Source organism: Paludisphaera soli (assembly GCF_011064595.1).
Taxonomy (GTDB): Bacteria; Planctomycetota; Planctomycetia; order Isosphaerales; family Isosphaeraceae; genus Paludisphaera; species Paludisphaera soli.
Map to the genome: position 1 here is coordinate 625,552 of NZ_JAALJI010000001.1, position 15,555 is coordinate 641,106.

General features: G+C 67.9%; 13 protein-coding genes. 11 read left to right on the forward strand and 2 right to left on the reverse strand.

Features of this window, described 5'->3' with window-relative positions; translation table 11 throughout:
- Window positions 1-12 precede the first annotated feature (12 nt).
- The gene (locus G6O68_RS02280) at window positions 13-528 is read right to left on the reverse strand and encodes a hypothetical protein (protein WP_165244322.1); all 516 of its coding nucleotides are present in this window, start codon (window positions 526-528) and stop codon (window positions 13-15) included.
- Between the two features lie 233 nt (window positions 529-761).
- On the opposite strand from G6O68_RS02280, the gene pyrR reads away from it, so the two are divergent.
- The 7 genes from pyrR (at window position 762) to G6O68_RS02315 (ending at window position 7,484) form a co-directional block, all read left to right on the forward strand.
- Window positions 762-1,325: a bifunctional pyr operon transcriptional regulator/uracil phosphoribosyltransferase PyrR gene (pyrR, locus tag G6O68_RS02285; RefSeq protein ID WP_165244324.1), complete on the forward strand. Its 564-nt coding sequence runs from the start codon at window positions 762-764 to the stop codon at window positions 1,323-1,325.
- Between the two features lie 14 nt (window positions 1,326-1,339).
- Window positions 1,340-2,353 carry an aspartate carbamoyltransferase catalytic subunit gene (locus G6O68_RS02290; RefSeq protein ID WP_165244326.1) on the forward strand — a complete coding sequence of 338 codons (1,014 nt, stop codon included), beginning with the start codon at window positions 1,340-1,342 and terminating at the stop codon, window positions 2,351-2,353.
- Window positions 2,354-2,399: 46 nt separating this feature from the next.
- Entirely contained in the window at window positions 2,400-3,707 is a 1,308-nt protein-coding gene (locus G6O68_RS02295) for a dihydroorotase (RefSeq protein WP_165244328.1), read from the forward strand.
- 114 nt (window positions 3,708-3,821) lie between these two features.
- On the forward strand, window positions 3,822-4,547 hold the full coding sequence (locus tag G6O68_RS02300; protein ID WP_165244330.1) for an NYN domain-containing protein: 726 nt from the start codon (window positions 3,822-3,824) through the stop codon (window positions 4,545-4,547).
- Between the two features lie 163 nt (window positions 4,548-4,710).
- Complete coding sequence (gene sucC / locus G6O68_RS02305) at window positions 4,711-5,964, forward strand: ADP-forming succinate--CoA ligase subunit beta (protein ID WP_165244332.1); 1,254 nt, start codon at window positions 4,711-4,713, stop codon at window positions 5,962-5,964.
- Between the two features lie 84 nt (window positions 5,965-6,048).
- Window positions 6,049-6,930 (forward strand): succinate--CoA ligase subunit alpha, encoded by an 882-nt coding sequence (sucD, locus tag G6O68_RS02310; protein WP_165244334.1) that lies wholly within the window; start codon window positions 6,049-6,051, stop codon window positions 6,928-6,930.
- Window positions 6,927-7,484, forward strand: a complete 558-nt coding sequence (locus tag G6O68_RS02315) for an NUDIX domain-containing protein (protein WP_165244336.1) — start codon at window positions 6,927-6,929, stop codon at window positions 7,482-7,484. Before sucD ends, G6O68_RS02315 begins: the two co-directional genes overlap by 4 nt.
- Window positions 7,485-7,529: 45 nt before the next feature.
- Here the strand turns inward: G6O68_RS02315 and G6O68_RS02320 are convergent, their stop codons facing one another.
- The gene (locus G6O68_RS02320; RefSeq protein WP_165244338.1) at window positions 7,530-8,747 is read right to left on the reverse strand and encodes a peptidoglycan recognition protein family protein; all 1,218 of its coding nucleotides are present in this window, start codon (window positions 8,745-8,747) and stop codon (window positions 7,530-7,532) included.
- Between the two features lie 542 nt (window positions 8,748-9,289).
- On the opposite strand from G6O68_RS02320, the gene leuS reads away from it, so the two are divergent.
- From leuS to G6O68_RS02340, 4 genes are all read left to right on the forward strand, one after another.
- Window positions 9,290-12,175: a leucine--tRNA ligase gene (gene leuS, locus G6O68_RS02325; RefSeq protein WP_165244340.1), complete on the forward strand. Its 2,886-nt coding sequence runs from the start codon at window positions 9,290-9,292 to the stop codon at window positions 12,173-12,175.
- 707 nt (window positions 12,176-12,882) lie between these two features.
- The gene (locus G6O68_RS02330; RefSeq protein WP_165244342.1) at window positions 12,883-13,413 is read left to right on the forward strand and encodes a hypothetical protein; all 531 of its coding nucleotides are present in this window, start codon (window positions 12,883-12,885) and stop codon (window positions 13,411-13,413) included.
- Between the two features lie 228 nt (window positions 13,414-13,641).
- The gene (locus G6O68_RS02335) at window positions 13,642-14,190 is read left to right on the forward strand and encodes a hypothetical protein (protein ID WP_165244344.1); all 549 of its coding nucleotides are present in this window, start codon (window positions 13,642-13,644) and stop codon (window positions 14,188-14,190) included.
- A gap of 1,057 nt (window positions 14,191-15,247) precedes the next feature.
- Window positions 15,248-15,466 carry a hypothetical protein gene (locus G6O68_RS02340; RefSeq protein WP_165244346.1) on the forward strand — a complete coding sequence of 73 codons (219 nt, stop codon included), beginning with the start codon at window positions 15,248-15,250 and terminating at the stop codon, window positions 15,464-15,466.
- The last annotated feature ends 89 nt before the right edge of the window (window positions 15,467-15,555 follow it).

Here is a 15,555-nt window from a genome sequence, read left to right on the forward strand (position 1 = left end):
GACGGCCGTACCCTACTCGCTGCGCACCCCGCCGGTTATCCCGCGGATCAGGTCGATCAGGAACTCCCTGACGAGCTGCGTCTCCTGGGAATCATATCGCGAGACGCTGAACCGATAATGGGTCCGGGCCCGGCGTCCGCGATGCCTGGGCGCGTAGGCAAGGATCTCCTCCTCCTGCCCCGGCTCGAAGGTCAGGTCGTTGGACGGCTGTTCGAAGCAGGAGAGCGTGCAATGGGGGATCAAGAGCGGACGACGGTAGTTGAGCAGACCTCGAATCGTATCCTCGTCCCCCGCTTCGAATGCCTGGTTCACATCCCGCGTCCGTTCAAGGTCGGTCGAGGGCCATGCCAGCACCGTCGTACAGATGATGTCGGAGAGCGGTAAGCCGGGAGGCGCAGTCGAGGATACGTCCCTGGCCGGCACCAGGTCGAGAAGACGGAGTTCGTGACCCTCCCACTCCGCCTGACGCCTCAGGTCGAATGTGGTCAGGGCGGGCTTCGCCGAATAGACGAACAGTTCGCCGGACATGTCGCCTCCTCGCTCGACGGCAGCGTTTCCACGGAGCCCCACTCCTCCAGCCTCGCGGCGATCCCTGCGGTTTGCAATCATCCCTCGGCCCGGCGGATCGACAAGATCATCCCTCACGACCGCACACGCCGGTAGCCGGGGGCCTCCGCGTCGCTTGTCCGGCCGCGCATCGGTCTGCTAGACTTCGCTCTGGCGGGAGACGACGCGCCCGAGGCGTGACAGGGGTGGTCTTGATGAGCGAAGACGTTCGGGTTTGCGACGCCGGGGAGACCGGCCGGTTGATCCAGGCGATGGCCGGGCGGATCTGGGACGGCGCCACGCCCGAGACGCCCGTGCGGCTCGTCGGCGTCCGGTCCCGGGGCGTCCCCCTGGCGCAACGACTGGCCGCCGAGGCCGCCGCCAAGGGACACGGGCCGATCGTCGTCGGGGCCGTGGACATCACGCTCTACCGCGACGATCTCGACCAGGTCCGGCGCTGGCCGGTGCTCCATGGCACCGAGATCCCGTTCGACGTGGACGGCGCCGACGTCGTCCTGGTCGACGACGTGCTGTTCACCGGCCGGACGATCCGCGCCGCGATCAACGCCGTGTGCGACCTGGGGCGGCCTTCGCGGATCCGGCTGGCCGTGCTCGTCGACCGCGGCGGGCGCGAGCTGCCGATCCAGCCCGACGTGGTCGGCCTGAAGCTGGAAACCGACCTCCGCGACCGCGTGCAGGTCCGCCTCCGGCCCGTCGACCCGGTCGAGGAGATCGTCCGGACCCCCGCCGCCTCGCCCTCCCACCTCTCCCCCTCCTGAGAGGAGCCTTTCCCGTGACGACCGCCTCGCCCGCCGCCGATTCGCGCCCTCCCTCCGCCGGCGGGCCCGATCCCGCGACGCCCCCCACCGTCTGGACCCGCAAGCACCTGCTCGGCCTCGAAGACCTCTCACGCGAGGAGATCTACGCCGTCCTGGACACGGCCGAGTCCTTCTCGGAGATCTCCAAACGGAGCCGCAAGAAGGTGCCCGCACTCCAGGGCCGGGTCGTCTTCAACTTGTTCTTCGAGAACTCGACCCGCACCCGGACCAGCTTCAGCCTCGCCGCCAAGCGGCTCTCGGCCGACACCCAGGACTTCACCGCGAGCGTCTCCAGCCTGTCCAAGGGGGAGACCTTCATCGACACCGCCAAGAACATCGAGGCGATGGGCTGCGACCTCATGGTCGTCCGCCACCCGACCCCCGGCGCGCCCCACCTGCTCTCGCAGCACGTCGGCTCGGCGATCATCAACGCCGGCGACGGCGCCCACGAGCACCCGACCCAGGCGCTCCTGGACCTCATGACGATCCGCCGGGCCAAGGGGAGGATCGAAGGGTTGACCGTCGCGCTGCTGGGCGACATCGGCCACTCCCGCGTGGCCCGCTCGAACATCTGGGGCCTGCTGAAGCTCGGCGCCAAGGTCATCCTCTGCGGCCCGCCGACCCTCGTCCCGAAGGGGATGGAGAGGCTCGGCTGCGAGGTCGCCTACCGGCTGGAAGACGTCCTCCCCCGCTGCGACGTGATCAACGTCCTCCGGATCCAGTTCGAGCGTCAGCAAGGGGGCCTCTTCCCTTCGGTCGGTGAGTACTCGCACTTCTACATGATGACCCAGGAACGCGTGCGAAAGGCCAAGCCGGACCTCCTGATCCTGGCCCCGGGGCCGATCAACCGGGGGGTCGAGCTGACGCCCGAGGTCGCCGACGGCAAGCACTCGGCCATCCTCGACCAGGTGACCAACGGCCTGGCCGTCCGCATGGCCGTGCTCTACCTCCTCACCGGGAAGATGGCCGCCGCCCCCTCGGGGGATTGACCGCGCCGCTCCGAACGAAGGCCGACGAACCCCAAGGACCCTCGCCTTGCCGACCATCCAGATCACCGGCGGAAGGATCATCGACCCCTCTCGGGACCTCGACCAGGTCGGGGACCTCTGGATCGCCGACGGCAAGATCGCGGCCGACGGCGGAGGCGCGAAGCCCGACATCGTGGTCGACGCCCGGAACCTCATCGTCGCCCCCGGCCTGATCGACTGCCACGTCCACCTGCGCGAGCCGGGCCAGGAGGAGGACGAGACGATCGCCACGGGGGCGGCCTCGGCCCTGGCCGGCGGCGTGACCTCGGTCGCCTGCATGCCCAACACGCTCCCGCCGATCGACACCCAGGCCACGGCCGAGTTCGTCGTGCTGCAAGGGCGTCGCGCCCGTCAGGCGAACGTCTACCCGGTCGGCTGCGTGAGCAAGGGACGCAAGGGGGAGGAGCTGGCGGGGCTCGGCCAGCTCGTCGCCGGCGGCGCGGTCGCGTTCACCGACGACGGCGCCCCGGTCTCCAACGCCGGCCTGATGCGCCGGGCCCTCGAATACTCGAAGATGTTCGACCTCGTCATCATGCAGCACTGCCAGGTCATGGAGCTGACCGTGGGCGGCGTCATGAACGAGGGGTTCGAGTCCATGCGGCTCGGCCTGGGGGGCATGCCCGCCGCGGCCGAGGACATTATGGTCGCCCGAGACATCCGCCTGGCCGAGATCACCGGCGGTCGGCTCCACATCCAGCACATCTCGACCGCCCGCGCCGTGGAGCTGGTCCGCGAGGGCAAGAAGCGCGGCATCCGGGTCACGGCCGAGGCCTGCCCGCACCACTTCAGCCTGACCGACGAGAAGCTGCGCTCGTTCGACTCCAACTACAAGATGAACCCGCCACTCCGCACCGCGGAGGACGTCGCCGCCGTCATCGATGGGCTCAAGGACGGGGCGATCGAGGTCCTCTGCACCGACCACGCCCCCCACGCCCGCGAGAAGAAGATGCGCGAGCTGGACCAGGCCCCGTTCGGGATCGTCGGCCTGGAAACCTTGCTGCCGATCACCGTCACCCACCTGATCGAACCTGGCCACCTATCGTGGTCGCAGGCGATCCGCTACCTGACGATCAACCCGGCGAAGCTCCTGAACCTCCCAAAGGGGACGCTCGCCCCGGGCGTCGACGCCGACGTGACGATCATCGACCCGACCACGTCCTGGACCATCGACCCGGCCCAGTTCCGCAGCAAGAGCCGCAACACCCCCTACGCCGGCTGGGAAGTCCGCGGCCGCGCCCACACCGTGATCGTCGACGGCGAGATCCGCCACACCCTCGGCGGGATCGTGCGGGAATCCGACGTCCAATCCGCTTGACCCGGTCGCTCCTCCAAGTCGCGGTCTCGCAGCGACTTGGAATCGAGCCGCCGCGCCCCTACACTTCATTCGGGTCCTTGTGAGCGAACGGCGAAGTCCCGGGTGTGCGTAGCGATGCGCTGGCTGATCGACGGATACAACGTGATGCACGCCGCCGGGGTCGTCGACTCCAAGATGGGCCGGCACCGGTTCCGCGACGCCCGACAGCGGTTCCTCGACCACCTGGCGCGGTCGCTCGGCGAATTGGCGGGCGAGACGACCGTCGTGTTCGACGCCAACCAGCCCCCGGCGGACTTCCCGGTCGAGTCGGTCTACCGGGGGATCACGGTGATCTTCGCCCTGGCCGACGCCAGCGCCGACGCCCGGATCGAGCGGATCCTCGCCCGCCACTCGACCCCCAAGGCCCTCACCGTCGTCTCCAACGACCGCGAGGTTCGCAAGGCCGCGACCAGCCGGAAGGCCCGCGCCGTGAAGGCCGACGACTTCCTGGACCGGATGCCCACCCTGGCCTACGAGAAGCGTCCGGCCATCGTCCCCGGGCCCGACCCGGAGGCCGTTCGCGACGCCCCCGTCCTCGACGAAGCCGAACGCGCCTACTGGCAGGAGGTCTTCGGCGCAATCGACGTCGAGCCGCCCGCCGTCTCCCGGCCGCCGAAGGCCGGCAAGGCCGCGGCGAGGCCCGGCAAGGCCGCCGCGAAGCCCCTGCCCCCCGCTCCGGACCGCCGTCACGTCGTCAGGCCCCCCGACCTGGCGCTCGACGAGGTGCCCAACCTCCGCCACGCGATGCTCACCGACGCCGACATCGCCGCCATCCAGCGCGAGATCGACCGGGAAGGCTGATCGGCGTGCGGCGATCGCAGGGCCCGCATCCCCCGGGTTCCCGCCTGCGCCCCTTGGCGGGGACGTTCGCGGCGCGGTACAAACATGCCTATCATTCCCCGCCGGCGAACTCGGTCGATGCCGCCGTTCCCGCGCTGACTTCTTGGAATCAGGGCCGTTTTGAATGAAGGTTCATGAGTATCAGGCCAAGGAACTTCTCGGCAAGGCCGGCGTGGCGGTGCCCGCCGGGATCGTCGTCACGACGGCCGGCGAGGCCGCGAAGGCGTACGAGGCGTTGGGCGGCGGCCTGGTCGTCGTGAAGGCCCAGGTCCACGCCGGCGGACGCGGCAAGGGCGTCGCCGTCGGCCCCGAGGTCGACCGCGCCGAGGCCCTGGCGATCGCCAGCGGCGAGAAGCCCCGGCCCGACGGCATGGCCAAGGGCGTGCAGCTCGTCAAGTCGGCCGCCGAGGCCGAGAAGGCCGCCGCAAGCATGCTCGGCAAGACGCTGGTCACCTACCAGACCGGCGCCGAGGGCCAGGCGATCAAGAAGGTGCTCATCACCGTCGGCCACGACATCGCCCGCGAGCTGTACCTGGGCGTCGCCATCGACCGCAACCTCAAGCGGCCGGTCGTCATGGCGACGACCGAAGGCGGCGTCGAAATCGAGAAGGTGGCCGAGGAGACCCCGGAGAAGATCCTCCGCGAGCCGGTCGACGTCGGGCTCGGCCTGATGGACTTCCAGGCCCGCCGGATCTGCAAGGGCCTGGGCCTCACCGGCGCGACGGCCAAGAAGGGCGTCGTCTTCCTCAAGAACTTCGTCAAGTTCGTCCTCGAATCCGACGCCTCGCTCGCCGAGATCAACCCCCTGATCGTCACCGACAAGGGGGACGTGCTGGCGCTCGACTGCAAGCTGAACTTCGACGACAACGCCATGTTCCGCCACAAGGACCTGGCCGGGCTGGTCGACGAGGACGAGGAAGACCCGTCCGAACTCCGCGCCGCGCGCTCGGGCCTCTCGTTCGTCAGCCTCGACGGCGACATCGCCTGCCTCGTCAATGGCGCGGGCCTCGCCATGAGCACGATGGACCTGATCAAATACCACGGCGGCGAGCCGGCGAACTTCCTCGACGTCGGCGGCGGGGCCGACAAGGACCAGGTGCTCGAAGCCTTCCGCATCCTCCTCTCCTCCCCCAAGGTCAACGCCGTCCTCGTCAACATCTTCGGCGGCATCATGCAGTGCGACATCATCGCCAAGGCGCTGCTGGCCGCCTACGACGAGATCGACTTCCGCGTGCCGCTGGTCGTCCGCCTCGAAGGGACGAACTCCGAGCTGGGCAAGGAACTGCTGGAGAAGAGCGGCCGCAAGATCATCACCGCCGTCGGCCTGACCGACGCGGCCCAGAAGGTCGTCGCCGCCGCCAAGCGGCACGTCGCCTGACCCCCACCCCCAAGACAGACCCCGGCCGTCGCGCGACGATCGCCGGGCCCATCCCGCACGAACGAATCCACGGAATCGAATCCCATGAGCATCCTGGTCGGTAAAGACACGCGACTCATTTGCCAGGGCATCACCGGCAAGTCGGGCGCGTTCCACTCGGAGCAGTGCAAGGCCTACGGCACGAACCTCGTCGGCGGCGTCACCCCCGGCCGCGGCGGCGAGACCGCCGTCGGCGTCCCGGTCTTCGACAGCTGCGAGGAGGCCGTCAAGAAGACCGGTGCCAACGCCACCATGATCTTCGTCCCCGCCCCCGGCGCGGCCGACGCGGTGATGGAGGCGGCCGACGCCGGAATCGCGGTGATCATCGCCATCACCGAGGGGACCCCCGTCCTCGACATGGCCCGCGCCGTGGCCTATCTGAAGGCCTATCACCCCGAGGTCCGGCTGATCGGCCCCAACTGCCCCGGCGTCATCACCCCCGGCCAGTGCAAGATCGGCATCATGCCGGGTTACATCCACAAGCCGGGCCGCGTCGGCCTCGTCAGCCGGTCGGGCACCCTGACGTACGAAGGGGTCTGGCAGCTCACCAACCTGGGAATCGGCCAGAGCACCTGCGTGGGGATCGGCGGCGACCCGGTCAACGGCACGAGCTTCGTCGACGTGCTGGAGATGTTCGAGAACGACCCCGACACCGACGCCGTGCTGATGATGGGCGAGATCGGCGGCAACGCCGAGGAGCAGGCCGCCGAATACAAGGCGTCCGGCAAGTTCACCAAGCCGATGGCCGCGTTCATCGCCGGCCAGACCGCCCCCCCGGGCAAGCGCATGGGCCACGCCGGCGCGATCATCTCCGGCGGCTCCGGCAAGGCGTCCGACAAGATCGCCGCCCTGGAAGCGGCGGGCATCCGCGTGGCCAAGAGCCCGGCCGACATGGGCCTGGCCCTCAAAGAGGCCATCGGCGCGTGAGCCAGCCCGAAAACCCCTGGAAGACCCTCGGCTCGCGGCTCATCTACGAGAACCCGTGGATCCGCGTCCGGGAAGACCAGGTCCTCCGTCCCGACGGAGAGCCCGGGATCTACGGGGTCGTCGAGTTCCGGAACCGGGCCGTGGGCGTCCTCCCCGTCGAGGACGACGGCTCGGTCTGGCTCGTCGGCCAGCATCGCTATCCGCTCGGCGATTACTCGTGGGAGATCCCCGAAGGGGGGGGCCCCGTGGACGAGTCGCCCGAGGCGACTGCGATCCGCGAGCTGAAGGAGGAGACCGGGCTCACCTGCGGCCGGCTCGAACAGATCGGCACCAGCCACCTGTCGAACTCGGTGAGCGACGAGCTGGCCTATATCTTCCGGGCGACCGAACTCACGCCGGGTGAGAGCGAGCCCGAGGGGTCCGAACGGCTCGACGTCCGTCGCGTGCCGTGGGACGAGGCCTGGCGGATGCTCCAGGCGGGGGAGATCACCGACTCGATGTCGGTCATAGCCATCCTGTACGAGGCGACCCGTCGCCTCGGCGGGAAGCCCTGAACCCGCTTCCCTGCGGGTCGGAGTCGGGGACGGCGGCCGCCGTCCTCAGCGGACCGGGGCCTCGGCGGCGGGCGTGGGGGCGGCCTCGCGGAGCCGCCAGGCGGTCGGGACGTGGCGACGGGTGGCGGTCGGGCTCGGCGAGGGCGTGGCGTCGGCCTGGGCCTGCGAGCGGCGGGCGGACGGGACTTCAGTGCCGTCGGTCGGGAAGTGCTTGCCGGGGCACACCGTCTCGGTCGCCGCGACGTGGGCGTGGGTCTCGACGCGGTCCTGCTCGATCCGATAGCGCTCGCTCAGGTGGGCCGTCAGCGCCTTGAGCGCGGCCATCTGGCGCGGGGTCGGCGCGGCCTTCTCGAAGTCGCCGATCAGGCAGACGCCGATGCCGTACTCGTCGATGTCCGCCCGGCGGGCGTTGCGGCAGTGGACGCCGTGCTTCTGGTTCACCCAGCGCTGGGCGACCTCGATCTGGCCGTCGCCGCTGCCGGTGCCGTTGCCGATCACGAAGTGGTAGCCGCAGCCGTCGAAGCCCAGCAGCTTGCGATGCTCGCCGTCGATCTGGTCATACGAGCCGGTCTCGGTCGCGCTGTGGTGGACGACGATGTACTTCCAGGGGCGGTCGGCCTTGTTCGGGAAGAACAGGTCGTCGGCCGCCTCGGGGGCGAAGAAGGCCTGCAAGGGGTCCTGGGCGCTCGCCCGCCGGACGACGCCCGAGGTCGACGCGGTGCGGAGCCGGTCGCCGCCGCTCGGGGTCATCGAGGTGGGGGCCGGGGCCGGGGCGGAGAGTTCCGGGGCCGCCTTGGGCGTGGACTCGATCGGAGGCCGGAGGCTGCGCGACCGGCTGGTGCTCGCGGCCGGCGCGAGGTCCAGGCCCGGCTCGTCGATCGTCGCCTTGGGCGGGACTTCGCTGCTCGACGGGGCCCGGCGGGTGCTCGACGCCGGGTCGAGCAGCGACGGCGAATCGAGGCGGGGGACGCTCGAATCGACCGCGCCTCCCGGCTGGTTGATGACGGGTTCGCCCGAGAGGCCGGGCGAGGACCCTTCGCGGATCACCGCCGCGCCGGGCTCGGTGACGACGGACGCGCCGCCGGGTCCGCAGTTGCTGCAGCCGGGGGCCGCCATGACGCGGGGCGCCGGCATCACCGGACGCAGGACGGAACGCCTGTGCTTGCAGCCGGCGGACGTCGTCAGCAGGGCGCCGACGACCGCAGCGGCGACCCACGCGCGTCGGGCGCGTACAACGATCGGGGCCGATTCTCTCGTGGCCATTGTCCCATCTCCTGATCGGGCCGGTCATTCGCTCGACGTCCCGAGTCGAGCCTCGATTTCCCTCAATCGCAAGAGCGATGCCGAACCATCGGCCGAAGCGATCGAGGCGAGGGCCGGAAATCCCGACTTCGATTGAAGTCTACAAGACGATCGGCCGACGTGCGGAAAACCCGCGAGTTTTTCGGGGAAATCCTCAAGTCCTGGACCTCGCGAGGCCGCGCGGCCCTTGTAAGAAATTCAAACGGTTGCAAGGTTCAGCATTCTTACACATGTCGAGCGGGCGGACGCGCGGGCTGGGCCGACTGGGCGGATCGAGGCGGTTCTCCGGCGGCGAAGGGTCGGGCCGGTCGCGCGCGTCGCGACGTCCGGCGCCGCGCCGGCGGCGGGCAAGCTGGCGATCGCGATGAGGAATCGGTATGCTCGACTTTTCGATCGGTCCCCCGGCCCCCGGCGTCTCGGCGGGCCGTTTTCGATGGACCAGGCGACACGAGACGAGTCGAGAGGTCGAGGCGCGCCCCGCTTCGCGCCGGAGAGTCATCCTTATGCCCGCGTACCACCCTCAGCGGATCGAGCCCAAGTGGCAGGCCTACTGGGAGCAGAAGCAGACGTTCGCGACCCCCGACCTCGACCGCGAGCGGCCCAAGCTCTACGTCCTCGACATGTTCCCCTACCCCAGCGGCGCCGGCCTCCACGTGGGCCATCCCGAGGGCTACACGGCCACCGACATCGTCTGCCGCTACAAGCGGATGAAGGGCTACAACGTCCTGCACCCGATGGGCTGGGACGCCTTCGGCCTCCCCGCCGAGCAGTACGCCGTCCAGACCAACACCCACCCCCGCATCACCACCCAGGCGAACATCGACAACTTCCGGCGGCAGATCAAGTCGCTGGGGTTCTCCTACGACTGGTCCCGCGAGGTCGACACCACGTCCCCCGACTATTATCGATGGACGCAGTGGATCTTCCTCAAGATCCACGACACCTGGTACGACCCGGAGTTCGCATGGACCGACGCCGACGGCCGCGCCCGCAAGGGCAAGGGCCGCCCCATCGCCGAGCTGCCCATCCCCGACAGCGTCGACGCCGCCGCCTACCGCGACTCGAAGCGCCTGGCCTACCGCGCCGAGGTCCCCGTCAACTGGTGCCCCGCCCTGGGGACCGTGCTTGCGAACGAGGAGGTCATCGACGGCAAGAGCGAGCGCGGCAACCACCCGGTCGTCCGCATGCCCCTGACCCAGTGGATGCTCCGCATCACCGCCTACGGCGACCGCCTGGTCGACGACATCGAGCACGTCGACTGGCCCAAGCCCATCAAGGACATGCAGCGCAACTGGGTCGGCCGCAGCGAGGGGGCCGAGGTCGACTTCGCCATCGTCCTGGGCGATGACCCCGCCCCCCGCGCCGCCGGCCCCTTCCCCGAGAAGCCCGCCGCCGACGTGATCCGGGTCTACACCACCCGGCCCGACACCCTGTTCGGCGCGACCTACATGGTGCTCGCCCCCGAGCACCCGCTGGTCGACCGCATCACCACGCCGGATCAGGCCGAGGCCGTCGCGAAGTACCGCGAACAGGCCCGTTTCAAGAGCGACCTCGACCGGACCGACCTGGCGAAGACCAAGACCGGCGTCGCCACCGGAGGCTTCGCCGTGAACCCCGTCACCGGCGCGAAGATCCCCGTCTGGATCGCCGACTACGTTTTGATGGGCTACGGTACCGGCGCCATCATGGCCGTCCCCGCCCACGACGAGCGCGACTTCGCCTTCGCGAAGACCTTCGGCCTGCCGATCGTCCCGGTCGTCGAGCCCCCCGCCGCCTGGCTCGCCGCCAACGCCCCGGCGCAGCTCAAGGAAGCCGAGCCCGCCGCCCTCCTCGAAGCCTTCAAGGCCGACCCCGGCGCGTTCGCCGACGTCTTCCACGACGAAGGGGTCGCGATCGGGTCGAGCAACGAATTGTTCGCGCTCGACGGCCTCCCCACGGCCGAGGCGAAGCCGGCGATCACCGCCCGGCTGGCCGAGCTGGGGATGGGCAAGAAGGCTGTGAACTACAAGCTCCGCGACTGGCTGTTCTCCCGCCAGCGGTACTGGGGCGAGCCCTTCCCGATCGTGCTGGACGAGTCCGACCGGGTCTTCGCCGTCGGCGAGGACGAGCTGCCGGTCCTGCTGCCGGAGCTGGACGACTTCAAGCCGACCGGCAACCCCGAGCCCCCGCTCAGCAAGGCGAAGGACTGGGTCCGCTACTCCGAGACGTATCGCCGCGAGACCAACACGATGCCTCAGTGGGCCGGCTCGTGCTGGTACTACCTCCGCTACATCGATCCCAGGAACACCGAGCGCCCCTGGGACCCCGAGAAGGAGAAGTACTGGCTGCCGGTCGACCTGTACGTCGGCGGGGCCGAGCACGCGGTGCTCCACCTGCTCTACAGCCGTTTCTGGCACAAGGTCCTCTTCGATCGCGGCCTGGTCAGCACGCCCGAGCCGTTCCAGCGGCTGGTCAACCAGGGGATGATCCTCGGCGAGACCGAGTACACCGGCTTCCGCGACGCTTCGGGAGCGTGGGTCGCCGCGACGCAGGTCGAGCACGCCGACCACGGCGTCTTCCGCAAGGGGGAGGCCGCGACGGGGACGCCGCTCGAGGTCGTCAAGCTCTCGGACGATCAGGTCGTCAAGAAGGGCGAGGGCTTCGTCGTCAAGGAGGCCCCCGAGGTCCGGGTCGACGCCCGCGCCCACAAGATGTCGAAGGCGCGCGGCAACGTCATCAACCCGGACGTCGTGGTTTCCGAGTACGGCGCCGACAGCCTCCGGCTCTACGAGATGTTCATGGGCCCGCTCGAAGCGGTGAAGCCCTGGAGCATGAACGGCGTCGAGGGGGTCTACCGGTTCCTCGGCCGCGCCTGGCGGATGATCGTGGACGCCGAGGCCGAGGAAGTGAGCCTCGACCCTCGCGTGAAGGACACGCCGCCGACCGCCGAGCAGGCCAAGCTGATCGCCCGGACGGTGGCCGCCGTGGGCGACGACTACGACGCCCTCCGGTTCAACACGGCGGTCAGCCGCCTGATGGAGTTCGTCAACGCCTTCACCGGCGCCGAAGTCCGGCCGATAGCCGCGATGGAGACGTTCACGCTCCTGCTCGCGCCGATGGCCCCGCACGCCGCCGAGGAACTCTGGGAGGTCCTCGGCCACGAGGGCACCCTCTCCTACGAGCCCTGGCCGACGTTCGATCCGGCGCTCCTCAAGGACGACGAGGTCGAGATCCCCGTCCAGATCCTCGGCAAGCTGCGTGGCAAGGTCGTCGTCCCCGCCGACGCCGACGCCCAGGCCATCGAGGCGGTCGCCCGCGCCGACGAGCGGATCGCTGCCCTCCTCGCGGGAAAGACCGTCCGCAAGGTCGTCGTCGTCCCCGGCAAGCTGATCAACTTCGTGGCGAACTGAGCCGCTGTCGCATGGCGGGCGTCGCTTCCCCCGATTGACGCGCATCCTCGACCCAGGGGATGCTACGCGCCGAGCGGTGCGTCATCGAGCTGAAACGGGAACCGGTTTGCCTCGGAACTCATCGACTGGGCGGATGCTTGGGATGTTGATTCTGGAACGACTATTGCGATCCCTCAGACAAGCCTACTCGTCGAGCTTCCCTCACTCCAAGGGGTCGTGCCGAGAACGGGCGTTTTTGCGACAGCCCGACGGACGCCCTTGAAAGTATCATGGCGTTCGCTCTACCGACGGGTTCGCTAGGCTGGAAAAGGTAGGCAAGGGAGCCTTATGGCGATGTCTGGCAAGTTTCTTCGACGTAATGCGATTCTCGATACGGTTAAGAGTGAGCATCGCACGAACGCCTTCCAAAAAAGGGAGGGGCTGACACGCCACCCCGTGACGGTGACGTCTTGCGGCTGCCCCGACCCCAACTGTGGGTGCTGGCACACTATCCAAACCGAGCGGACCATACCGACGGCCGAAGAGGCGGATGCGCTGATGAGAGCGGAGAAGAAGGCCCGCAAGGTCGGCTCGCCTCGAGGGAAGAGCGGTCCCGTCTGACACTGCGAGGTAGAGTCCTATTGGGCGGGGACCGATCACCTCGGGTTTATGTGATGAGGTGGACTCTGCCTACCCTACGGGACTTGGCATTGGGTGGGAGGAGTGCCGTGATCCATACTGAGCGGGTCATCGAGTGGTCGGTCGGCATATGGTCCGAGTGGCTGGGCCGTCGGGTCATGAGCGTCGAGGCTGCCGCCCTCCGCGATGGTGGCGATGTCGAAGAGGTCCGGGTCGAGCTGTCGGCCGCTCGATGCCCTTATTTCATAAGTTGGCAGCAGGAGGACGGTGCGTCAGACGAGACCCTCTTTCATTGGCTGTCGGTGCAGCACACATCGCACTTCAAGGAAGCGGCCTTGGAGGGCTCGGCACCGCCGTCGGCTCTCGCTCGGCTACAGAGTTCGGTTGTTGAGCGGGTTGAGTTGTATGGCCATCAAGACCTTGATGCGGTTGTCGCGGCCATCGTCCTAAGTCACGGCACCGAGGTCGGAGTTGCAACAGCCCGCGAATTGGCGAGCAAGGGCCGGTTCTCGCGTTTTGGGGTCGCGGAATTGGCCCTGGTGGATGGGATTCGGCTTCGCCGCGAGTTATCACGCCAGGGCATAGAAAGGGTCGTCGAACTTCGTGTCGGGGTCGCCTAACCTCGTGACGCGCCGGGATCAGCGATCGAGTGGGATCGGCACCACCCATCGCATGTTTATAGAACGTGGGCGGTGTCCAATCTACTGGGCTTCGTGTGCATCCTCCAGCCGGAGGATGCTGCGCGCCGAGGAGACCAAGATCGGAATGGGACGGTGGATCCTCGGGAGTCGTGGAAGATCGTCCATGACCTTCGGACTCTTGCGCAGGGATTGACGGAGGATGGTTCGATGAGCAGACGACTGCCCTATAAGATTGCCGGCACGGCTCCGAAGACCATCGAGTTTGTCCGGAATGACCTCACCATCTCGACCAGTCGCGTGCTGCTCGACGAAGTCCGCGTAGTCGGCCGATCACTGCGTGTGGCCGACCCAGCCTGGGTCGATGAGGTCGCTGAGTTGCGTATAAACATCGAGGACGGCCTTTATCCGGTCTACGCTTACGAGTGGTCGCATCGACTTGGGCCGATCACGGCTTGCGTCATCATCCCCTTCGTTCGCCCTCGCTGGACCACGACCTGCCGCCTGAGGATTTTCAACGATATCCGCCCCGATCTCACGAAAGGCTTAATCGTCGATAGCGGCGAAATCGCCATCGCAAGCGGGAACCAGATCGTACTCCGATCCGGCCTCGGTGACGGCTACTACCCAGTCTTCGAGAATCGCAATTTCGGAGTCCGGACTCAGTCCGTCGTTATCGATTTCAAACTCTATGAGTCGAGCAACTACGGTGTTGGGCACGGCTTTGTTCTGGACGAGTACGGGATTCCCATTACTTAGCTCCACCGACTGTGACAGTTCGCGTTCAGGCTAACGCGAACTTCCGGTAGCAGACCCCCGTCCCAAAATCGAGTGCTCTTGAGACTCGCCGGCTTAGCGTCGTTTTTTTCCCTCTGCTGCGGGAAGGCCAACTTGCAGCCCAGGTCATTTGTCGTAGAGGTCGTCGACGTTGAAGTCGGGGGGGATCTGGTTGACCTGGATCGAGTGCGACCCGCCGGAGATGTAGCCGCGGGACTCGTCGACGATCTCGGTCCGGACGGTCTCAGGATCGTTAGGCTCGACGACCGGCGGCTTCGGGACGGCGGGGGCCGATCGCTGGGTCGGCGGGGCCGGGGGAGCCTGGTAGGGTGGGCACCGCTCACGGCGAGTTTATCTATGTTGAGGTGGGCGGTGCCCACCCTACGAGACTCGGCAAGCTACGCTACGATTGAGAAGGTGGCATTCGACCTAGCTTACGTCAGGGCGGAGGTCAACTATCAGATATGGCACGGTCCCTTCCACGCCCTTGTCCTCGATGTGGCAGCCTCCGGCGAAGGGTCGAGCGATTCAAGTATCCGTGGGGTTACCAGCGGTGGGGGGCCGTCCATTTTGATGAGCTGTGGGTCCCTCTGTACGCCTCGCAGATCTGGCTCGCCTCCTGTCGGGACTGCGGGGCACGGGTTTGGTATGTGCCTCGCCCGCGTGGGGCACTTCGGGGACGGGTCATCCGATGGCTGGAGTCTCGTAGGGTGGGCACCGCCCACCGCGATTTTATGCATGATGACGTGGACGGTGCCCACCCTACGAGACTTCGTTCTGAATGAGGCCGCTTCAAATGGACTCGATCTTGGGTCACCCCGCAAACGCCGGCGTCGGCGCGTGGTTATGTAGAAAACGGGGCAGCAGCGCCTCAATAGTCGGTCTCGAAGCCTTCTGCGACCCTTACGATGCCTACATCGGATGCGGGAGCCACCCGGAGGTAGTCGAAAGGGTTTGGGACCAGTTAGGGCACGGTCTATCCGACGGCCGCCGCCGCGTCCTCTGCGGCACTCCGGTCCTGGTCCACCCGGAGACTGGGGTGGTCCTCGCCATGGGCTATGGGACCAGCTATGGCTTTCGGCTACCCGAGGTCTTCCTGCCGGAGGCGGTCCACGCCGGCTGCAAGACCTCGCATCGCTGGCACGACGGGAAGGTCACCGACCTGTCGACGGAGGTCGGCCCCGATTGGGTGTTCGGTTGCTGGGCCAAAGACGAGATGGCGTGGTGTCAAGCCGCAGCCTACCCTCCGACCTCCTGAGGGCCCTTGATCGGTTCGCGGGCCATGAAGGGATCTCCTCGACAGGGCGTTCCAAGAACGTGTGTTCTCGAGACTCGGCCCGCTACGCG